This is a genomic window from Paenibacillus sp. FSL R5-0908, from assembly GCF_038006245.1.
GTDB lineage: Bacteria > Bacillota > Bacilli > Paenibacillales > Paenibacillaceae > Paenibacillus_AQ > Paenibacillus_AQ odorifer.
This window is the reverse complement of sequence record NZ_JBBOUV010000001.1, coordinates 1,950,109-1,972,801: the sequence shown is the minus strand read 5'-3', so window position 1 is coordinate 1,972,801 and position 22,693 is coordinate 1,950,109. Positions and strand designations below refer to the sequence as shown.

The following is a 22,693-nucleotide window of genomic DNA, read 5'->3' as shown; positions in this document are numbered from 1 at the left end:
CCTTTAATTCGCGCGTTCCACTAAAGCACTACCGATTAATTCCAAGGCAATAATCGTATTTAAAGACCACTGCGAGGCTTCATTTGTATTCATCCAATCGATCTCATTTAACTCAGTCATATAAGTGACCCGATCAGCTTCCTCCTGTAGATTCACACAACCAAACGGATTCTCCAGCAGAATCGACCAGCACCGCTCTGCCGTCGCTGGATCCTTGCGGTAATATGCTCCATATGCCGCAATGGCTACGCTGAGTACAGGATGCTCAAAACGGAGTTTTCCTGAAATCAACCCTCCTGTAAATGCGTCCTTCTCTTCTTGTGGCAAATTATAAAATACACCGAACTCAGCCAGCATATCTTCCCAGTCCGGGTCCTCCAGCATTGCCGCCAGCTCGAACCACACCTGCGGACCTCCCATACTAATCGCTAAATGACGCCCCCAGTTATCGTCGCCCATTCCTGACAATAGGCCAGTTGCCGGATCATAACCATATGTGGGACCAGATAATAGCCATAAATTTGCCCTTTTGATGCAATTCATGCCTGTTATAATCTTGTCACGATAAGCGGTATCCTCGAACCGCTCCCAGCGGGTCATCCAATTAGAGCTAAAGGCTGCCCAGTCCGGACCCACCCTAACATGAGTCGGGAATTCATCCTTCGGAAAATACGCCCGCATCGGGTCCAGAGTAACTGTTGAATAATCAGCATCCTTTACACTGTCCATAATATCGCCGACCCGCTCGTCTCCGGTCAGATAATAATAGTAGCGATGCAGACCCGCCATGGCGATACGAGCCTCTTTGCAGCCGCAGCCCCAGTGGATGACATTATGCCGCGAGCCCAGTCCGGCGTATTCGCCAAAATGATATACATCTACCTCACTCGTATGCCTGGTCATAGCTTCAGCCATTCGGAACACATCCGCTCTCCCGGACCGGAGAAACGTTACCCACAACCACATATTTGGCACCAGCTCGGAATTCTGCCAGGCGCAGCCACCGAGATCATAGTTCCATACATGTCTGACCGGATCGTAGCTGTGCATGAAATCTCCGTAGTCCCAAAAACCGTACCATTTGCGCTGCTCGATCTCTTCCTTGTAAAAGGAGATGATCCCGTCCAGCCGCTCTTCCAGATACGCCTTGGCTGGCGTGCTCCGATCAGGCAAACTCCAGAAACCAAAAGCACCCGCTTCATGATAATAAGTTGGTTCGCAAACCAGCAATGAAGGTTCATCAGCTTCTGCCTGCATCCGCTGCAACAATTCAGGCCCGGGAGTCTGTGCCGTACACCAGAATGTTAGCTCGCTAGTATTAGCGATACCAAATGGAGTGGCCCGTAATTCTTCTGCACCTTCATACGAGGATTCCACATGCGTTTTCGTATCATAATGCCGTAAGTCCATAGCTGCCGCATCAGGTGACCAGAACCAGACAGTAAGAGCTGCCGCGTCTGTGGCAGTGGAACCAATCTCCATTCCTGCCGGATGCTTACGCCAGAAATTCTTCATCCCGACGGCTAGCCCTCCGCCCTCTGCCCCAACATAACCAAGCCCACCTGCCCGGCGGCCTTCTGCTGCCTTGATCCAAGCGCACCCATCCTCTGTCCGCTTCCAGATCCCATAATGCTCGGAAGAATCTTGAACCAGCCGAAAGCTGCCCCAAGTCGCGGAGTCATCCAATAAACTAAGAAAATAGGCATCCTCTTCTGGATCAAATTTCACAGCACATCCTGCTACCTGATCGACGAATAAATCACGGTACTTACCTTTGGTTCGCCGTGTATGCAACGTCTTAGGAGACTCGCTAAACAAGCCGCTATCTCCGGCAAAACGAACATGGCGGTTGTGTAGCGGTCCACGCAGCGGCACTGTGAATTCTATTCCTAATCCTTTAATAAAATCCTGCTGCGGATTACCGTCATAATGAAACGTATGAACTAATCGAATAGATTCCAGCCCAGCATAAAAATATAAACGTAACGTATAGGGAAGCCACTCACGAGCACTGTGCGAAGCTTGGTGGAGTCCCTCTAGCTTCACTACTGCGCGAACGGGTCCGTCTTGTTCAAGGATGGCACTTAACGTTCGTCCTGCGAATCGCTCCTCACGTATGCTCAGGGTGCCAGCACCCTCATCCCTCTGTTCACGTATACATACAAGCTCGCCACTACTGCATACTTCGGTTCCTTCCGTGTCCGCCGGATTTCTGCGCACAATACTGCGGATAAGACCCTTCCCCTGCTTGTTAACCGTGCAAATAATAACACCTGTATCTATAATGAAAGCTTCCTCTGTTTCCTGCACAGTTAGTCGCTCAGTCACTTCCGTAGCTGAAGTCGCTTGATTTATTGTCATTGTCGCTAAGGAATCCTGCTGAATATCCGAATTTTTGTTTACTACTGAGTGCGTGGACCATTTGATGCTCCCGTCTGGCCAAAAAGCTGCTGGCCAGCTTTGCAGCGGCATATGCTTTTCGTTCTTCGGCATACTTAAGCAGAGATTCTTTAACGATTCCCTGTCGAGCGCTCCTTTTTTCCAAGGAACCCCCCAGGTAACACCCACATCAATAGCGGGCTTGTTTAGCCAATGCAGGCTAATCGGCAGAGCCGTAGGCACAACAACCATCTCCTTCATACGTTCTTCGCCGCACGTCCTCTTTACTTTTAAAGAGCTTCATTATTATGGCTTAGCTCTCTATAGCGGCTTGGAGTTATTCCCTCTTGTTTCTTAAAAATCCGGTTAAAATAGCTATGCTGATAACCCACCTGTTCAGCTACATCGTTAATTCGCAGTGAGGTATCACGCAGCAGCTCCTTGGCTTTATCAAGCCGTAATTCGGTCAGATAATCGATGAAATTTTTCCCGGTGACCCGTTTGAATGATTTACTCAGTAAAAATGGGCTGATCCCTGTATAATCCGCACATCCATCCAGCGAAATATTATCCATATAATGCTCATTGATATACATCATGGCATGCTCAATCGTCCGTTTGATTCCGGCATCCGAACGCTCACTCAGCTCCGTCAGATACGGTGCGACTACTTTTTCCTGAAACCAGGCAAGGATAAGCTTCGGCTCATGAATTTGCGACAGTGCCGCGTACAGATTAGCCCCTTTGAACAGTTGGTTTGGATGAATGCCTGAGACCATAATGGCATGCTGAATACTGCCTAACAAATGAAGCATGCCCTGCTGCACATCAATCACTTTTGCCCCATTGGCACACAGTGCCTCCAGAAATTCCTCCAACAGCCGGTAAGCCTCTTCCGCTTCTCCTGTGCGCAGGGCCTGAATCATTCCGCGCTCCAAAGTGAACGAATATTGCGGTTCAGGCGTACTTTGCCCCTCACGATCCAGTAGCTCCATATTAATAATCTGGTTCTCACCACCAAACTGGCGATAACTAGCGGCTTGCTTCGCAGCCTCGAACGCTAGCGGAATACCGGATATCCTTCCAACCGGTGCACTAAACGCCACTGTTACCCTCATTTTTAACATGCGATTAATCGTTCCTGTCAGTTCTTCGCTAAAGGCTTGCACCGCTTCCAGCGATGGATTCGCAACGGGTTCGATAAGAAGTAATCCTGCCGTGAGATCATGGAAATTGATAATATCAGCCTGGTTGAAGTGCTCGGCAGACAATTCTCCGATAATATTGACGGCGGCGAATGATACAAGACTTTCATCACCGTTGCGGAACTTCCCCTCCTGGCTGGAGATGCCTGTAAGCTGAATATAAAGAATAATATAATGACAATCCTCTACTTCCCACTTAAAACGCCGCATCCGGCTTTGCAGATCCTGCTCAGAATAAGAATATAAATACCCCTGAAACAGCTGATGCAGGAAGCTTTCCTTCACATGTGGAAGCTGCTCGGAAAGAGTGTACTTCAGAGCATGGCTCTCCCCGTGCAAGTTCTGCCAATGCCGTTCAATCAGAATGAACTCATCCTCCCTACTCGCAGCCGCTGCTTGGTCAGGCAACAAAGTCTGCAGCAACCGTCCTATCGGTGAATAGATTTTACGGGAAGCAAACCAAGACAGAATCGCCGCCAGCAGCAAAGCACTAAAGCTAACTAAAAATATCAGTCTTGAAATGAAGACGACAGGTGAAGTTATGCTGGTTATCGGTGAAGCGGACACATAGAGCCAATCTGCGGAGAGTCGGGAAAACTCACCATAAGTCACTGCATATGTAGCCTTACCCCAGTCGAAGAGAAAAGAGGACTCAAGATTTGACTCCTGATTCGCGCCCCGTTTCACAATCTCATTATGCAATGCGGTTAGTAAGGGAGAATCCTCGGCACTGTCTCCAGCAGATACGTACAAATCCCCCGTCGTCTGCAGCAAAAATGTCTCGCCGCTATTATAAGGTGTCATAGTTCGTAGCATCGCAGCTACTTTCTCCGTATCCATGCGGAGCAAAAGAGCCCCAAAGGGCTTCAAGCTTCCGCCCGGAATATGATGGACAAGCGTTAATTCTTTGACATTTGGTTTATTGGGATCGAATGCCCACTGCGTCCAATAGGTGCTTTGTTCAGTTTCAATTAATCTGTCATATTGACCAGATATCGCGTTGGAGTCAATCGTGCCATATTCGGGATTAAATAGTAATGGATGATCTCCCGATAGATAGAGTTCAACGTTACTCGTCATCGTGTTTGAGCCCTGCATCACTACGAGTGTCTTCGTAATATCCCAAGCCCGCTCATGATCCTGAATAAAATCAACGCCATTCAAGCTGTAATCAAACTTGGGATCAAAAGCCCAATGTGCCAGCATCAGCTCCAGATTGGACAGCTGATCATCAATATTAGCCGCCCGCTGTTCAATCTGCCTGTTATGCATCTGCAACAGCTCGCTCTCCAGACGTCCCCCTGCCATCCAGTAGACAAGCGCACCAATAATAAACCCCGGAATAGATGACACCACCAGCATAATGATCAGGTTTTTCCGATAATACCGGCCTTTACAGCCTGACCAGCCTTTTGTATAACGCTTCCATTTCGCCACATTTCTCATCACTATGCTCTCACCAGCCGAATCAGATAAATTTGAAGTGCAATCGAACCACATTCGTTTTGCTCCTCAGATCCTTTCCAGCCGGATAAAAGCACTAGGAAGGATCTAGTGGTCAGCCTTAGCGTATAATTCGTTCATTTCCTTTACTAAATCATCTCCACCTGTTTTTCTCCATACGTCAAATGCTGATTTCAATTCAGCTTCATCAATTTGTCCAACAATATACTTTATGCGTGCATCATTAATTACATTGTCGAGTTGAGCACCCTTTTGCGAATATACTGTGGAAATAAAGGCCTCTGCCGGATTAACCACGATCGAAGCTTCATTTGCCTTTTGAACTTCAGTTTGTTTAAGACGCAGCGGTGTTTGTGCTACAGTCTTGGACTTATCCTCAGGAATATAGGCCAATATTTGATTTAGGCCTTCCACTTCTGACTCCACAAGTACAGTGTCTTTGGAGCGTTCAATAAAACCATCCACCATCGTGTAGTGAGTACCTTCCAAACCAAAACCTAACATCGTTTGTAATTCCGGATTATTGATTTGATCTAGAAAAGCCAGTACCCGTTTCAGTTCTTCTTCGCTCTTCACAGATGATTTTGGAATAGCCAGCATACCCGAGAAACCAGAGGTCGGCAATGTGTGTAGCTTGCCATCCGTACCTGTTACGCCCCCGCTTACATCTACATAATGTTTATCCGGTTCGTCTTTGCCTTCTTTTTCTAGCGCAGCATGAATTTTATCATCCACCCGGGCGCCTGTATCGACCACATCGACGATTACTCCTGCCTTATTGTTCACGATCGGATCTGTCCATTTGGCACTGTCCATCACAGCGAAGTCGGAGTTGATCAATTTCTCATCATACAGCTTCTTCATGAACTTAAGCGCTTCCAAATATTCCGGATATTCATGCTCAGGCACCAGCTTGCCATCTTGCACGCCCCATTTATTCGGTGTTCCAAACCATAACTTAATGGTATCAAAACCGCTGGCCCATTGGCCGCTCCATTTGACCAGCACCATGCCATAAGTATCCTCTTTACCATTGCCGTCTGGATCTTTTTCCTTGAACGCTTTCAGCATATTGTAGAAATCATCTACTGTCTGCGGTGTTTGCAGCCCCACCTTCTCTAACCAATCCTTACGGAAAACCATACCGTTACGGCCGAGTACACGCCCCCGATAGATTCCGTAATTCTTCCCATCAATAGCCGAGTTTTTCAGAATAACCGGGTTCGCTTGGCTTAAATTCGGATAATCCTTAAGATAAGGCCCTACTTCCCAGAATGCACCCGATTTGGCAGCGTTCACAAAACTAGAAGCCTTAACATCCCCCACGTAGATAATAGTCGGCAGCTTCCCAGAAGCTAGCGTAATATTAAATTTATCTGCATAAGATGCGTTCGGGACCCACTCAAAGTGGATTTTTGTGTGGGTCTGCTTCTCCAGTTCAGCAGCAACCGGACTGCCATCCTTCGGATAATTTGTTTTGAATATCGGCAGCATGAGGGTCAGATCCAGCGGGGACTCGCTTTTCTCTTCTCCAGTATTACTACTCCCCTCACTTTTGCTGTTAGAACCAGCAGATTCATTACCTGAGCAACCTGCAACAACAGTGGTAACCATCATAGCCACAAGTAAAAGTAACAACCAGCGCTTCTTTTTTACCGAACGATTAGCTTCCATTATTATACCTCCAAATTGGAATAAGTTAAGTTTGCTATCCTTTAACAGAACCCAGCATCACCCCTTTAGCGAAATGTTTTTGCAGAAATGGGTACACACATAAAATTGGCAGAGTACCTACTACAATAACCGCCATTTTAATCGACTGCTCCGGTGGCTGCACGAAGCTCGGATCCATAGAACTCATATCGCCAGCCGCAGATTGGGATAACATTACGATCTGTCGCAGCATCACCTGCAGAGGCCATTTTGTCGGATCCGTAATGTAGAGCAGTGCCGAGAAGAAATTGTTCCAATGTCCCACAGCATAGAACAACGTAAATGTAGCGAGAACCGGTTTGGATAAAGGAAGGACAATCTTCCACAACAAGCCCAGCTCAGAACAACCATCAATACGCGCCGCTTCTTCCATTTCTATAGGCAGCTCCTGAAAAAAGTTTTTGACAATAATCAGGTTAAAGGCGCTAATTGCTCCCGGTAAAATAAGAGAATTGAGCGTATCCAGCAGATGCAGCTCCCGAATGACGAGATAGGTTGGAATCATTCCTCCACCGAACAGCATCGTAAAAATAACTAGGTTGAGTACCAAATTACGGCCCATCAGATATCGTTTTGCCATCGGATAAGCCATAGTTACCGTGAAGAATAAATTAACGACAGTTCCGATTACCGTAACATAAATAGAAACCCCTATACTGCGCATAATCGTATCTGTTGAAAAGATAAATCGGTAGGCGTCAAATGAAATCGTGGTCGGGATCAGGAATACAGCACGTTTAGTAATTTCCGCATCTGTAGCGAAGGAGCCCGAAACCACAAAGAGGAAAGGGAGAATTGCTACGATTCCGATAATCCCTAAAAATATATAATTGAATATATCAAATGCAGTTCCACCCGTACTCTTGTATTGTTTGGCCACGGCAAGCTTCTCCCTTCTCAATAAAGTCCAGATTCACCAAATTTTTTGGCGATCCAATTCGTTCCGAGCACAAGCGTCACACCGATTATTGATTTGAATAATCCAACAGCCGTGCTGTAACTAAAAGCTCCCTGGGTAATCCCCAGTGCGTATACATAGGTATCGAACACCTCACCTACTTCACGATTAAGAGCATTCATCATTAAATAAATTTGTTCAAAACCGTTATCCAAAATCGTTCCCATCCGAAGAATAAGTAAAATAACAATTGTACTGCGGATAGCAGGCAACGTAATATGCCAAATCTGCCGCCACCGGTTCGCACCGTCTACTACCGCAGCCTCATATTGCTCCACGTCTACACCGGCCAGCGCTGCCAGGAATATAATCGTCCCCCAGCCGCACTCCTTCCAGATCGTCTGGAGAATAATCAATGGACGGAACCAATCGGGATTAGCTAGAAAATCAATTTTCCTGCCTGTAAACGTATACAAAAACTCATTTACAGTCCCGCCTTCCGTAGTTAGAAATACATAGCTCATACTGGCCACAATGACCATGGATATAAAGTGCGGAACATAAATCATCGTTTGTATCGTCTTTTTATAGAAGGAAAGCCGTATTTCATTTAGAAGCAGTGCCAGAATAATCGGCGCCGGAAAAAAGAAAATCAAATTATAAAACGATAACAATAACGTATTGCGCAGCAGCATAAAGAAATCGGGATTCTGGAAAAAAACACGAAAATGCTCAAAACCTACCCATTCACTTTTCTGAAAACCAAGAAACGGCTGGTAATTCTTAAAAGCTAACAGCACGCCCCACATCGGAACATATTTGAAAACAAGAAAATAAAGGACTCCAGGGAGCAGCAGAATATATAACCATTTATCACGTTTAAAACGTTTCCATCTTCTTACCCGGATATTTCGATAGGTCTGCGGTTTTGGCTGTTGTTCTGCAGTTCCCGGAACTGTTACGTGCTTCATCCTGTTCACCTCCATTTGTCATGTACAGCTCGCGATTACTGTAGCCATGGATTACTGCAATCACCCTTACTGCGACTCCTATTATGCTGCTAGTGATTTTTTCCAGCAATCGGACTTTTTTGAACGCTCTATATAAGCTAAAAATCCCATTTTATCTAAAAAGTCCAAACCGCGCAAAAGTTTACTATTGTCCGTAAGACATTAAGCACCTATGATTCCAAGTGATGATTTCCAGCAAATGTTTGCCTTAAAGGAGGAACTGAATTGAAGAACAAGCTATACTACGGTGCTGCTTGGTATCCCGAGCTATGGAGTGAAGAGGTGCTTGAGCAGGACATCCTTCTAATGAAAGAAACGGGGATTAATATCGTACGAATCGGAGAATTCATTTGGTCTGCCTTGGAGCCAGAAGAAGATAAGATTGATATTGGTCCCGTCGCGAAATATATCGAAAGGTTACATAGAAACGGAATTGACACAGTAATGTGTACGCCGACACCTACACCCCCCATCTGGCTTACTCATGGACATCCTGAGCGCTGTTATGTGGATGAAAGCGGAACGGTAATGGGACATGGAGCACGGCAGCATATCTGTACGAACAATCCTTATTTTCGTAAGCGGGCTGCCATCATTACGGAGCATATTGCCAAGGAGACCGGAGCACTTCCGGGGTTAACCGCCTGGCAGCTCGATAACGAATTCAAAGCGCATGTGGCGGAGTGTATGTGTGAAACCTGTAAAGGCTTATGGCATATCTGGTTGCAGCAGCGCTATAGCTCCATTGAAAGGTTGAATGAGGCATGGGGAACAGCCGTCTGGAGCCAAACTTATCAACGTTTTGATCAGGTGCCACAGCCAGGGCCCGCACCTTTCCTCCACAATTCATCCCTGCGGACGATGTACCGCTTATTTTCAATGGAAAAGATCGCTGAATTCGCCGATGAGCAGGCTGATATTATCCGCCGCCACTCCACTGCGCCAATTACCCACAACAGCAGTGTCGCTTTTCATCTAGATAATGAGCGGCTATTTCAAAATCTCGACTTTGCTGCCTACGACACCTATGCCTCACAGGAAAATATGCATGCTTATCTGCTTAACTGTGATCTGTGGCGAAATTTCAAGCCGGGAAAAGATTTCTGGATAATGGAGACCGGACCCTCGTTTGCCGCATCTCTAGTGAGTTTTGGTGTGCCACATCCGAACGGATATCTGAAAGCAGAAGCAGTTGCCGCCTATGCGCTGGGTGCAGGTGCATTTTGCTATTGGCTCTGGCGCCAGCATACTTCCGGAAGTGAACAAACGCATAGCTCGATCCTTAGTGCCTGGGGAGAACCCGCTCTAGGGTACGTTAATGTGCTGGAGGCCAATCAAGCACGGCAAGAAATTGAACAAATTATGCTCTCCACCCGGCCCCTTCGGGCAGATGTTGCGATTACCTATTCGGACAGAACCAAAGCTTATCTCGCAACTGAACCTCATCGGAAGCTAAATTATCGTAGTCTGCTGGGCGATTTCTACAAAAGAATTCTTCATATGGGCATTCACAGGGATCTGCTGCCAGAAGGCGGAGACTTAACGGGATACAAGCTGTTATTCACTCCATTCGTACATTATTTGTCCCCCGAGTATGTGCAAAGTGCCCTGGACTTCACAGCAGCTGGCGGGATTTGGATTGTCGGTCCTCTTACCGGAGGACGAACGAAGGAGCATACCCTTCACACGAATGCCGGACTTGGGGAATTGGAACGGTTAGCAGGCGTCAAAACTAAGTTTACCTATCCGCTGGAATCAACAGGCACGATTGGACACGCTTTTGGTCTATCTGCTCCCTTGTCCTTGTGGAGTTCTGTTTTTGAACCTGTTTCAGAGTCCGTTTCCAGTATCGGAATGATTACGGAGGGGGTGACGCCGGGGTTGTCCTTCCTGACGGAGCAGCCTTACGGACAAGGCACTATTGTTATGCTGGGTTCAATGCCTGCCGGTGAAGAAGGCAACCTAATGTTATGTAAACTCATTGATCATTATGCAGAACGTGCTGGTGTTACCCTACGCAGTGATGTCACTAAGGGAACCCTTGTCTGCCCTAGAAGCGATGACCAAGCTGCCGAAGTCTGGACCCTTGTAAATATGGATGGACACGGGGGAAGTCTCACACTCCTGCGGGACGGACATGATGTTCTCTCAGGCAAATCCGTGGCCAACGGTCCCCTCTCCCTTGGTGCATATGAGTACCGAGTAATCCGGTTATAAATACTTATCCTTGCAGCATAAAAAGCCGCTAACTCCTTGGTCACCCAAGCGGTTAGCGGCTTCGTTTCCGTTATTTTAACTTTTAATAACGCCTTTTTTAAGAATAACGTTCCCATACAACGCTTCTTCACCAGTAACTATAACTGCATAACTTTGCTTAGAACGGTTATAGAAATCAAAACGTTCCTCATGTTTAATCGTGGCTTCAGCATCATGTTTGGCGATGATTGTCTCATATGTGGACCAGATAACCGGCACAGTTGGATCTCCTGCAACTACTGCCATAAAAGCCACCTGTTGCTCTGCGTAATGATCCAGAGGTAACAACTCTAAGATGGCATCCAGCAGTTCGGGAATACCGATGCCATCATATCTCAGTACCCTCGGATTCAACGAATGTCCGGGATAATTCGCATCAGCCAATACAAGCTCATCCCCATGACCCATTTCCATCAGAATGCGTACCAGCTCCGGAGAGAGCAGCTTAGGAATTCCTTTTAACATAAGGCACCTCTTTACTTCCCATAAAATGATCGCAACGCTACCAGCTCATCAATCCGATGCTGCGGCAATTCTCTCTCCCCGCCAATCATCCGGGTAATGAAGGTGAGCTTGGCGGTATACTCAAGCCGCTCCATGTTCAAGTACGCTTCCATAACATCTTCTCCCCATGTAAGGGCTCCATGATTCTCGAGCAGGACCGCAGTTTTTTTGCCCAAGAAAGGCATCAGTGAATCTGGAATTTCTTCCGTCGATGGTGTTCCATATTCCGCCAACGGAATATCTCCGATCATAATCACCGACTCTGGCATCATCATCTTGTCGAGCGCCTCACCTTTTATGGCAAATGCAGTAGCATACGGGGGATGTGCATGGACCACACCCTTCATCTCTGGCAGCTCATTATAAATTCTTAGATGCATTTTCGCTTCCGTTGAGGGTCTGTAGCCTTCAGCTGCTTCAAGGACTTCACCTTGCAGATTCACTTTTACAAGCATGTGAGGCTCTAAATATCCCTTACTCACCGCTCTGGGGGTAGTCAGAATTACATTCTCTGATAAGCGAGCAGAAATATTCCCATCATTAGCCGCGATAAAATCTTTATTAAACAGGTTTCTCCCGATATCACAAATCTGCAAACGTAATTTTTGTTCCAAGGTATCCATAGGGTTTCTCTCCTCGTATCCTATTTTTCACAAACCTTCACCAAAGAAGGCTGATATGTCTTAAAGGCAAAAGATCTTTCCACTACCTGCTTGCCCTCGCAGATTTCCAGTTCCCCTAGGGCAGCCAGTTGAATAATTATATTGCCAATTGCACTGGCTTCCACAGGCCCTGCTACAACTTTTCTCCCCGTAATATTAGCGGTAAGCTGACAGAGCAATTCATTCTGAATCCCACCACCGACCATATGAATGATATTGATTTTTTTGCCGGTGATCTCTTCCATTTCGTCAATCGTATGGCGATAGGACTCTGCTAAGCTCTCAAGTATGACGCGTATAATCTCAGCTTTCGTATAAGGGGCTTGCTGGCCTGTTCGTTCGCAATATTCTCTAATCCGCTGGGTCATCACGCCGGGTGTACTAAACAGTTCATCATTCGGATCAATAATTGCTGGGGCATGATTTATAGTTTCGGCTAGCTCAACCATTTGGCCTTGGCTGACGTATTTTCCCGCTTCGGCCCAATTCCTTTGCAGCTCCTGCAAAATCCATAGTCCCGTTATATTTTTGAGCAAACGATTAGATTGGCCGTAACACTGCTCATTTGTGAATCCGTATTCATAGCTTTTCTCTGTAATGACAGCTTTAGGCGTCTCCATGCCCACTAACGACCATGTACCACAGCTAATAAATGCTGCATCATCCTTTAGAGAATAAGGAATAGACGCTACTGCTGAAGCCGTATCATGAGAAGCACCCGCAATTACCTCCATTGAACCTACGCTAAGCTCCTCTTGAATTACCGGAAGGATAGAACCAATAACCGTTCCCGCTTGAACCCGTTGTGGCACTAGACCAACCGGAATATTAAGCCTGCTGAATACTTCAGTGGAGACTTCACCAGATACAGCATCCATTAAGCCACTTGTACTCCAAATCGTGCTTTCTGCTGCCGCGATACCAGAGAATAAATAGTGGAACAGGTCTGGCATCATTAAAATAGTATCTGCGACCTCTAGCAGAGAATCATTATCCTGAAAATCAGCAAACAGCTGATAAACCGTATTAATCAAGCTCGGTTGAATACCTGTAATGCTAAATTGCTCCCTTGGTGGAAGCAGCGCCTCCAACCCTAGACGATGGCTTCCCATTCTCCTATCCCTATAATGATGGGAGGAATAGAGCAACATCCCTCTTTTATCAATAAAACCGTAATCGACTCCCCAAGTATCCACGCTTAGAGACCTCAATTTTCCATGCGCCCTATAAGCTCTCTGGATTCCTTTTTTCATTTCGTGGAAGAGCTTCAAAACATCCCAATACAAATGCCCGCCAACATACACCGGCGTATTAGCAAACCGATGAATTTCTTCCATGCGAAGGGTGTTACCGTCATACAATCCCAACATCACTCTTCCGGAACTGGCGCCAAGATCCATAGCCAGAAGCTTAATCGTATCACCCATTTCAAGCACACCTGCTCCACAAGAAGATTTTAATATAGCGGTCCGAGATTCTGACAGGCTCTGTAATCTGCTCCTTCCAGATTCTCCGTCCCAAATAACGACCACAACCGTGGCCTGAAAATACGTGATTCCTCAACGTTATGCATACTTACTGGAATACGCAAAATCGACGCCAGCGTAATCAGATCCGCCCCGATATGGCCATAACTGATCGCCCCATGATTGGCGCCCCAATTATTCATGACATCATATACCGATTGGAATGAACCACTGTTAGTTAGCTTAGGAGCGAACCAGGTCGTCGGCCATGTCGGATCTGTTCTCTGATCCAAAGTATGATGAACCTCTTCAGGCAGCTCTACGGTGTGACCTTCAACAAGCTGAAGAACAGGTCCAAGCCCCTTCACCAGGTTCAAACGAGCCATAGTAACCGGCATTCCGCCTTGGGTTAAATAATCGGTAGAGAAGCCGCCTCCCCGGAAATATTCTTGAGAAGCAGGCCGGAATTGTGTATTGCTTAGACAAGCCTTAGCCTCTTCGTCTGTAATCTCCCAAAAAGGTTTGATTGCAGGCTTACCCTCTATCCTTTGCTCACCTGTGCCATCAAGCGCAGCCGAACCAGAGTTGATCAGATGCAATATTCCATGAGCTGCTTCTCCCTCCAATTGATGCCCCGTCACTCGCTTCACAGCATCAGGACTCCAGAAGGTTCGGACATCAGCAAAGATTTGTGCTGTATTCGTAAGCAAATAATTGAACAGCATCGTTACCCCATTCAGGCTGTCATTCTCTGTCGCTACGAGATAAGGTGCACGTTTACCGTTCCAGTCAAAAGAGGAATTCAACATCGTCTCCATGAAATCGCCGTTAGGGAAATGGTCCGTCCATTGTCTCTGGCCTTGGAAACCGCCAACAATCGCATTGTGGCCGTTAGCTTCCTCCGCAAAACCAAGCTCAGCGAGAACCGGATTGCCGATCATCAGGTCGCGGGCGATCAATGTCATTTTCACACAGGTCTCCCACTGCTTCTCTTTCTCTTCTGCACTGATTTGCAGATGCTGCGGATTATTATCGGCGCCAACTTGGCAGTTTTCTTTAGTCCACGCAAGCGCCCGCTTAAATTCCTCTTTATCATAAATCTCTTCTTCAAAGCGCCGGACATATTCAGACATATCTATATATTCATTGCGCATGCCCAGATACTCTTGGAAAAATTGTTCATTCACAATGGAACCCGCAATCCCCATCGAAACAGAACCCATAGATAAATATGATTTTCCCTTCATTTGAGCAACTGCTAAGCCTGCTCTGGCAAACTGTAGCAATTTAGACTGCACATCCGCTGGAATCTCTTCACTGCTAGACTCTTGAACCTCTTCACCATAGATACCAAACGCAGGAATTCCCTTTTGAGCATACGCAGAGAGAACAGCAGCTAGATACACAGCACCCGGCCGTTCCGTTCCGTTAAATCCCCACACGGCATGCGGAATGGATGAATCCATATCCATTGTCTCTGAGCCATAACACCAGCAAGGCGTCACGGTGATCGACACCCCTACGTTAGCCCCGGAGAATTTCTGAGCCGCAGCAGCAGCTTCTTTAACACCACCGATCGTAGAATCGGCGATGATGCACTCTACAGGACTTCCATTCGGATACCTTAAATTCGCTTCAATAAACTTAGCCACCCGCTGAGCCATGCCCATCGTTTGCTCTTCCAGTGATTCACGAACGCCTCTTCTTCTGCCATCAATGGTTGGGCGGATACCAATTTTCGGATAGTTTTCTATCAATGCCGTTCCTCCTCAAGATCATCTTAGAGTCATCGTTAATAGATCCATTTCTCCTTCATCATAAAATCTGCAAGCGCTTTAGTCAACATAAAACAACATATTACCTAAACAAAAGTGTGGTTTTATGTGATATCATTATTATATATTGTGGTTTTATGTGAATATGTAATTATTTTTAGATTTAAACAACAATGTAGTACACTAGAAAGCAGACGATTTATATATAAAGGTGAGTGAACGAATGAAAGCATTTGAACGACGGGATCTAATTATTAAAGAGCTTTACAGACAGAAGAAGGTCCATGTCGCAGAGCTAGCGCAAAAATTCAACGTCTCGGAAGAGACCATTCGGCGGGATCTAGATAAACTGGACAAAGAAGGTCTTGCCAAAAAAAATTATGGTGGGGCCATTCTCAACGCCCATACCAATGAAGATCCTTCCTACATCAGCAGACATCAGGTCAATATTGAAGCGAAGCGAATCATAGCCGATAATGTACTGCAATTAATCAATGATGGAGACAGCTTGGTGACGGATACGAGCTCAACGGTGTTTGAAGCCTTGCGTAGAATTATTGAGGAGAAAAACAATCTGACAATTATTACGAACTCTCTGGTGGTATTATCCGAATTTCAACACTCCGGTCAAAAGCTAATTTCCACAGGTGGAATTTTAGGCCCCGAGACCAGCTCCTTTGTTGGAAATACTGCGTCACAGACGATTCGAAAATATAATGTGGATGTAGCCATATTCAGCTGTAAAGCATTGTCCATGACAGGCGGGCTAAGCGATTCAAATGAAGAAGAAAGTGAACTGAAGGTGCTTATGCAGCAGCAGGCAAATAAAGTGGTTCTGCTCGTAGATCACTCCAAATTTGACCGGACTGCGTTCATTAAGTTGTTCAGCTTTGATAGAGTGGATTATATCGTTACAGATCAGAAGCCTTCTGAGGAATGGATCGATTTCTTAAATAATTACCATGTATCTCTTATCTATGCGCCCGCTGAGTGATCAGTAGGTGCATAGATAAAGAGAGATAATGGCTTTATAACTTAGTTGTTTAAAAGACCACTTTCCAAGACGACCTTCAGCCATTCCCCAGCAATCAGATCATGCCCGGCAGTCGTCGGATGAACGCCATCCCACAGCCAGTAGGCTGCTTCTGCTCTCTCCGCAGCTGCATTGAAAGCATCCTGTAAAGGTACATAGACCGTATCAAATTGCTCAGACAGCTGCTTAACCACTCCCTGATAATGTCTAATCTTCGCTTCCCATTCTGCCCACTGTTCAGCTGGAGCTCCGGTATTTAAAATAAAAGGCTCACATAAAACCAGCTTCGTATGTGGCAGAACTTCACGTGTTTCTTCAAGTACGTGACGGTAAGCGCGTTCAAAACGGTCCGTAACTCCACTTGGTTCCCCTTTCATCATTCTCCAAATATCGTTAACCCCAATCAATATACTAATGATGTCAGGCTGCAAGCTAATTGCATCTTCATTCCAGCGTGCATATAAATCGGAGATTCGATCTCCACTCACTCCGCGGTTATAGAATACCAGATTCTCTTCTGCCCGCTCATTCCCTAGCTTGCCTCCGATCATATACGCATAGCTATGTCCAAGAATATGATTCGGGTCTTCATCACGACCTCGATTCCCATCCGTAATGGAGTCACCCTGAAATAAGATCACTTTTGATTTTTTAGTAGCTGGATTAGTCATTGAATCTTTCATCTCCTTGATTACTAGTATATTAATCATTCAACTTGAATGTCTCCTATAATACAAGTAAAGTTATCATATAGAATACAAGGAGGAAAGAGAAAAATGAAATATAGAAGACTAGGCAATTCAGGGCTCAAAATCAGCGAGATCGGACTAGGCAGTTGGCTTACATATGGAACAGCAGCAGAGCAAAAGGCAGCCGATGCTTGTATCAGCAAAGCTTTTGAATGCGGTATCAATTTCTTTGATACGGCTAATGCATATAACCGTGGTGAAGGCGAAAAAGCGATGGGGGCTGCTCTACGCTCCTATGAAAGATCATCTTATGTGCTAAGTACAAAAGTCTTTTTCCCCATGGGAGACGATGTTAATAACCGTGGTTTGTCCCGCAAGCATATTATGGAGCAATGTGAAGCCAGCCTCCGCCGCTTAGGCACCGATTATATTGATGTATATTTTTGTCATCGCTTTGATACAGAGACCCCTGTAGAGGAGACTCTACGCGCGCTGGATGATCTGACGGCTCAAGGTAAGATTCTCTACTCCGCTGTTAGCGAATGGAGCGCAGCCCAAATCTCCAATGCTGCTGGTATCAGCCGCAGACTGAATCTGCGTCCACTGATCTCGAATCAACCTATCTATAATATGTTCGAACGTTATATTGAAGACGAGGTCCTTGAAGTATCCCAGCGTGAGGGGCTGGGCCAAGTGGTCTTCTCTCCACTGGCGCAAGGAATTCTGACTGGCAAATATAAACCGGGACAACAACCTCCAGCAGGAACCCGTGCAGCGGATAATTCAGTTAATGGTGTAATCTCCAGCTACCTCCGTGATGATGTGTTGTCTGTGGTTGGACAGCTGGATGAACTCGCTCACAGTTTAGACCTGAAGCTTTCGCAATTGGCATTGGCATGGATTCTACGCCAGCCTGGTGTAAGTTCAGCATTAATTGGTGCCAGTAAGCCAGAACAAGTTGCAGAGAACGCCAAAGCTGTAGATGCAGTACTCTCCGCAGATACTTTACAGCACATCGAAGAGATTCTTAAGCCGGTAGCTGATTTTGCTCCTGCCAGATAACCTTTTGCACAATTCCATATAATACACAAAAGAGGTTGTGCCAAAAACCATCACCATGGCTTAGGTACATCCTCTTTTTCTTTAGGAAATCAATTTAGACTCTTCGGCTTGTTCAGATGCCTTATGGATAAACGGCTCCAGTGGTTTCTTGAGGAGTAATGCCAGCAAGAGTGCCAGCACACCGAAGATAATCAGATAAATTACATCACGAATCGCCACTTCCGGCAGAATTCCCCCAACCGCCTCCCGCATCAGACTAATTGCATAGGTAAACGGCATATACGGATTTAATATTTGAAAAAAACGCCCAGTCGTACTAATCGGAAATGTACCGCCGGAGCTAGAGAATTGAAGCACCATAAATACGATCGCTATCCCTTTTCCCAGGTTGCCAAATACAGCGACAAGGGTAAATACAATGGTTACGAACACGATGCTGATTAACACTCCAAAAAGTACAAACCACACCTTATTCACCACGTAACAGTGCAGAATAAAAATGTTGCCAAGGACAGCCACCAGTCCCTGAAGAATTCCCACCGTAAGGAAGGTCAGCAGGCGGCCAAAATACAATTGATATCTTTTGTACGTTAGGCCTCCCGTATCCACACCTGTGCGGAGAAGAGAGACAAGCAGTGTGCCTCCGACCCATAAGGAAAGTACAACATAAAAAGGAGTCATTGCTGAGCCGTAATTCGGAATGGGATATAACTTATTCTCTTTTAACACTACCGGATTGGCCAAAAAATCACTTTTGCTCTTAATATCTCCTCCGAGCAGTTGCGCAATTTCCCCCAGATCAATCTCCTCTTTAATTTGGCGGATCGTGGAGGCGGCTTTTCGAATCGAGTCTTCCAGTACTGGAAGATCATTTCTCACCAAATCTGCGGCAAGCGCCACTCCTTTATCCGCACGGGGGAGTCCTGTACGAATCAACTCCGAGACCTGATGAACCCGCTCTTCTACAGTAGGCAGATCCTGACGCACGAAATTCGCAGCTTGTTGTATCTTTTCCCCTGCAGTAGGTAAGCTGCTCTCCAATAGCGGAAGTGTATCTCGGATGAAAGCACCAAAGCCCTGGGTCTGATCGGCAACCCCACTGGCTGCTGTGTGGACCGCTTCGCGTATAGCTGGCAAATCCTGCTGCAGACCAGCTAAGCTTGTCTGCCCGAACTCAATCGCCGACATCGTCTCTTCCAGCAGGGTACCCAGCGCGGGTATACGATCTGGCACCTGCTGCAATGCGGTGGCTGTGACATCTGCCGCCGAAGTTATTTGCTCCAGTGTATTTTTTATGGCAGGGATAGTCGACGAATCATACCCTGAGATAAGCTTCGCAATTGCCAGCTTCCCAAGACCAGACTTTAGGAACAATGGGTTAATTGCACTGGAATCAGCGTTATCCTTATTCTGAAGGTCAGCCGTCATAGCATTTACCAAGGACTTCTGACTGTTCAAAACACTGTCTACACCTTTCAATGCTGCAAGATCAGCAATAGGCACTGTTTCAGGTGAAAATGTGTTCAATGCATTTAACATAGAAAGTGTGTGTTCAATCACGCTGCTTCCTGCAGCCAACTGTGCTGAGAGTAACTCCAACTGCTCACGTACAGCTTGCGGCTCGTTATCCTCTCCCTTTAACTGTTCAGCAAGCTTGACCACCGAGTTCTCCGTTTGCTGTAGGAAATTAAGATTCTGTTTGATAGCTGCTGGAACAGCTTCAAATGCAGCACTGCTCTTCTCCAAAAATTGTTGAAGCTCCAGAACAAAATCATTTCCGGCTGAAGCAATCTTTTCTCCCTCAGGTAGTGCTGTTAAGGCAGCATTAACGATTTTATGCGCTTCCGTAAGACCTTGCGAGGTCTGAGCCATGATCTGTTCAACTTCACCATAATGGTTATCAAGTTGAACGATTAGCTGTGCCGCTTCTTCAATCTTGGGCAGCTTGTCCTGTAGCCCCCCTAAATGATCTAAGGTACTCGCGATTTGCGGCCAATGCTCAGCAATTTTCTCTAAAGCCTCACCCGCTTTTTCCACCTCCGGCAGCTTATTCTCCAATGTGGAAATACGCTCTGCTGAGGCATGAATCTGCGGCCAATTTTCCTGGATTTTCAATACTCGTTTACCTGCGGTTTCAATTTCTGGCAGACTCGCCTCTAATTTAAACAATCCTTTTTCTACCTTGCGTATAATGGGCAATTCAGATTGAAATTCCTTATCGATTTGACTTAAAACAGTAAATACCGTCTCACTAATCGTTTCCGTGAAATTCTCACTGATCTGTGTGGTGATTGAAGTGGCGCCCTTATCCGTGATTTTAGGAGCAATCGCATTTATTTTCTCATTGACGGTATATTCGATCTCCGGCTTCACAATCGTTCCTTCAAGAATTCCAGTCATTCGTTTGGAGAAATTAGCAGGGATAACAATACTGGCATAGTAGTCTCCGCGTTTGACACCATTATGTGCAGTCTCTGCATCTACAAAGGTCCAGCCCAAGTTTTTATTACTCCGAAGACTTTCCATGACCTCATTGCCGATATTAAAATCCTTCTCCTGCACCTTAGTACCTTCATCTAAGCTGGTAACAGCAATTTTAATGCCAGAAGTATTGCTATAAGGATCCCATACTGACGCAACGTTCACCCAATCATACACGGAGGGCAATACCACCAAAGCGGCAACCAGCAATACGGCCACAGGAACTCTGAATAAGTTACGCCAATCGTTCCTATAAATCCGTAGTATTCCGCCCATTCGCTGCTCCCCCTAATCTGCATGTTTTGATATTTTAATATGCCCGAGGAGACAAGCTTTTACTATTCATTTTAGGGAACTCATGACTTCTCATTGCTTTTTAAAAAAACTTTTAAAAAAATGCAACAAAAACTGCTCTTCTCACGTAAAGAGTAATATAAAACCCGTTTAAGAAAAAACAGAGCGGGTAATAAGTTTTATACAACGTCTTACATATCTCAAGGGGGAGATTAATAATGTTTAAGAAAAAGTCAGCGTATGTGTTACCGGTTGTTGTTCTGTTGTTTCTTTCCCTCATTACTTCTGCAAGTACCGTTGGAACACGGGTAGATGCGCAAGATAGTGACAAGACCCAGCATCAAACAGTTTACTTTCATACTATTGAATCCGACCATGGCAAGCTCTCCGGTACGACCGATGAAATAAACTGGTATCAGGGTGCTGATGCCGATCGAATCTTTGCTGAAAGAGATCCAGAAGCTGCAGCAGAAATAGGCGGAGCTCCAGACAGTTATTATATTGTAAATGATGTTGATACTCTGACAACTTATCCGATTGCGGATAACGCCACAGTGACGATGCAAATTTTTGATCACAATGGCAATATGGATGACTTGGATATCAACTGGAATGAGTCCATCACCTTACAGCAATTTATGGATCAATTTAATAAAACGGATGTCATCGACTTGAGCCAGTTCCCGTATCACATCACCATTCAGGATGGCGTAATTACTTCTATCGTTCAACAATATATACCTTAAGGTGCAACATAAGAAAGAGAGTTACTCAGCAGCCATGTACATGGCTTATGAGTAACCCTCTTTTTTATATACTCAACGAATTATTGTTTAGCAGCATCCTTAACGGGAACCCCAAAATTCGGCGTACCATCTTCATTCCAATAGAAGACTTGAGCACGAGTATGACGGTTCGGATCGTACAGTGGATCGCCGGTAATTTCTTTATAATTGCGGCAGTGGTAGATGAGTACATCTTCCCCATTTTCATTTACAGTAAAGCTGTTATGACCCGGCCCATATTGTCCATTCTCTTCATTGGTCTGAAATACCGGTTCCGGCAGTTTCGTCCATGAAGTGGCATCCAGCAGGTCGCTGTCCTCATCTGCAACCAAAAGTCCCATGCAGTAATTGAAGTCCGTAGCGCTAGCCGAGAAGCTGATAAAGATACGGCCGTTACGTTTAAGCACTGCAGCTCCTTCGTTTACCTTGTATCCAATAATCTCCCAGTCATATTCAGGAGTAGCAATCATCGTCTGCCGACCGGTTAGCGTCCATGGATTACTCATTTCCGAAATATACAGATTAGAATTCCCCTCAATATTCAGATCCTTCTGTGCCCATACATAATACAATTTCCCTTTGTGTTGAAAGGTGGTTGCATCCAAAGCGAAGGATTCCCAAGCGGTTTTCACCTGGCCTTTTTCTACCCATGTTCCTTCTAAAGGATTAGCAGATTCATTCTCAAGAGCAAACATACGGTGATCGAATAATCCATCCTTAGTCTCCGTAGTACGCGCCGCTGCAAAGTAAATGTACCATTTCCCGTCAATATAATGGAGCTCTGGTGCCCAAATATTTGCACTGAGCGGACCCGTCTCATATTTACGCCAAGCTACAACCGGTTCTGCAGCAGCCAATCCCTCGATAGTTGATGCTCTCCGCACTTCGATCCGGTCGTATTCTGGGACAGAAGCAATGAAGTAGTAATAACCATCTGTATGTTTATATACCCATGGATCAGCACGTTGCTCCACCAATGGATTTTTATATTCTACACTCGTATTCATAATCTCTCTC

16 protein-coding genes are annotated in these 22,693 nt (G+C 45.8%); 4 read left to right on the top strand and 12 right to left on the bottom strand.

The window, feature by feature from the left end; genetic code table 11:
• Positions 1 to 3: 3 nt before the first annotated feature.
• The 5 genes from MKZ09_RS08710 to MKZ09_RS08690 are packed head-to-tail and all read right to left on the bottom strand — an operon-like array spanning position 4 to position 8,630.
• Positions 4 to 2,640 (bottom strand): exo-rhamnogalacturonan lyase family protein, encoded by a 2,637-nt coding sequence (locus MKZ09_RS08710; protein WP_256719217.1) that lies wholly within the window; start codon positions 2,638 to 2,640, stop codon positions 4 to 6.
• Positions 2,641 to 2,669: 29 nt separating this feature from the next.
• Positions 2,670 to 5,084 (bottom strand): helix-turn-helix domain-containing protein, encoded by a 2,415-nt coding sequence (locus MKZ09_RS08705; RefSeq protein ID WP_081389161.1) that lies wholly within the window; start codon positions 5,082 to 5,084, stop codon positions 2,670 to 2,672.
• Positions 5,085 to 5,135: 51 nt separating this feature from the next.
• Complete coding sequence (locus MKZ09_RS08700) at positions 5,136 to 6,722, bottom strand: extracellular solute-binding protein (RefSeq protein WP_076138302.1); 1,587 nt, start codon at positions 6,720 to 6,722, stop codon at positions 5,136 to 5,138.
• Positions 6,723 to 6,756: 34 nt separating this feature from the next.
• The gene (locus MKZ09_RS08695) at positions 6,757 to 7,641 is read right to left on the bottom strand and encodes a carbohydrate ABC transporter permease (protein WP_076130713.1); all 885 of its coding nucleotides are present in this window, start codon (positions 7,639 to 7,641) and stop codon (positions 6,757 to 6,759) included.
• A 17-nt stretch (positions 7,642 to 7,658) separates the two neighbouring features.
• Entirely contained in the window at positions 7,659 to 8,630 is a 972-nt protein-coding gene (locus tag MKZ09_RS08690) for an ABC transporter permease (protein ID WP_036675672.1), read from the bottom strand.
• 264 nt (positions 8,631 to 8,894) lie between these two features.
• Here MKZ09_RS08690 and MKZ09_RS08685 point away from each other — a divergent pair, with 264 nt between their 5' ends.
• Positions 8,895 to 10,886, top strand: coding sequence for a beta-galactosidase (locus MKZ09_RS08685; protein WP_076205383.1), 1,992 nt, complete (start codon positions 8,895 to 8,897; stop codon positions 10,884 to 10,886).
• 75 nt (positions 10,887 to 10,961) lie between these two features.
• Here MKZ09_RS08685 and fucU read toward each other — a convergent pair whose 3' ends face one another.
• From fucU to MKZ09_RS08665, 4 genes are read right to left on the bottom strand one after another with little or no spacing between them, the layout of a single operon-like run.
• Complete coding sequence (fucU, locus tag MKZ09_RS08680; RefSeq protein ID WP_076138304.1) at positions 10,962 to 11,390, bottom strand: L-fucose mutarotase; 429 nt, start codon at positions 11,388 to 11,390, stop codon at positions 10,962 to 10,964.
• An 11-nt stretch (positions 11,391 to 11,401) separates the two neighbouring features.
• The gene (locus MKZ09_RS08675; RefSeq protein ID WP_038569477.1) at positions 11,402 to 12,052 is read right to left on the bottom strand and encodes a class II aldolase/adducin family protein; all 651 of its coding nucleotides are present in this window, start codon (positions 12,050 to 12,052) and stop codon (positions 11,402 to 11,404) included.
• A gap of 20 nt (positions 12,053 to 12,072) precedes the next feature.
• Entirely contained in the window at positions 12,073 to 13,518 is a 1,446-nt protein-coding gene (locus tag MKZ09_RS08670; RefSeq protein WP_076138305.1) for a rhamnulokinase, read from the bottom strand.
• 29 nt (positions 13,519 to 13,547) lie between these two features.
• Complete coding sequence (locus tag MKZ09_RS08665) at positions 13,548 to 15,314, bottom strand: L-fucose isomerase (RefSeq protein ID WP_076205386.1); 1,767 nt, start codon at positions 15,312 to 15,314, stop codon at positions 13,548 to 13,550.
• Positions 15,315 to 15,555: 241 nt separating this feature from the next.
• On the opposite strand from MKZ09_RS08665, the gene MKZ09_RS08660 reads away from it, so the two are divergent.
• Positions 15,556 to 16,326, top strand: a complete 771-nt coding sequence (locus MKZ09_RS08660; RefSeq protein WP_076185292.1) for a DeoR/GlpR family DNA-binding transcription regulator — start codon at positions 15,556 to 15,558, stop codon at positions 16,324 to 16,326.
• A 41-nt stretch (positions 16,327 to 16,367) separates the two neighbouring features.
• On the opposite strand, the gene MKZ09_RS08655 is transcribed toward MKZ09_RS08660, so the two are convergent.
• Entirely contained in the window at positions 16,368 to 17,075 is a 708-nt protein-coding gene (locus tag MKZ09_RS08655; RefSeq protein WP_076205389.1) for an SGNH/GDSL hydrolase family protein, read from the bottom strand.
• Positions 17,076 to 17,141: 66 nt separating this feature from the next.
• Here MKZ09_RS08655 and MKZ09_RS08650 point away from each other — a divergent pair, with 66 nt between their 5' ends.
• On the top strand, positions 17,142 to 18,116 hold the full coding sequence (locus MKZ09_RS08650) for an aldo/keto reductase family protein (protein ID WP_076205392.1): 975 nt from the start codon (positions 17,142 to 17,144) through the stop codon (positions 18,114 to 18,116).
• A gap of 81 nt (positions 18,117 to 18,197) precedes the next feature.
• Here the strand turns inward: MKZ09_RS08650 and MKZ09_RS08645 are convergent, their stop codons facing one another.
• Entirely contained in the window at positions 18,198 to 20,873 is a 2,676-nt protein-coding gene (locus MKZ09_RS08645; protein WP_076205396.1) for a YhgE/Pip domain-containing protein, read from the bottom strand.
• 236 nt (positions 20,874 to 21,109) lie between these two features.
• Here MKZ09_RS08645 and MKZ09_RS08640 point away from each other — a divergent pair, with 236 nt between their 5' ends.
• Positions 21,110 to 21,637, top strand: a complete 528-nt coding sequence (locus MKZ09_RS08640) for a hypothetical protein (RefSeq protein WP_076138311.1) — start codon at positions 21,110 to 21,112, stop codon at positions 21,635 to 21,637.
• 80 nt (positions 21,638 to 21,717) lie between these two features.
• Here MKZ09_RS08640 and MKZ09_RS08635 read toward each other — a convergent pair whose 3' ends face one another.
• Positions 21,718 to 22,683: a glycoside hydrolase family 43 protein gene (locus MKZ09_RS08635; protein WP_076205398.1), complete on the bottom strand. Its 966-nt coding sequence runs from the start codon at positions 22,681 to 22,683 to the stop codon at positions 21,718 to 21,720.
• Positions 22,684 to 22,693 lie beyond the last annotated feature (10 nt).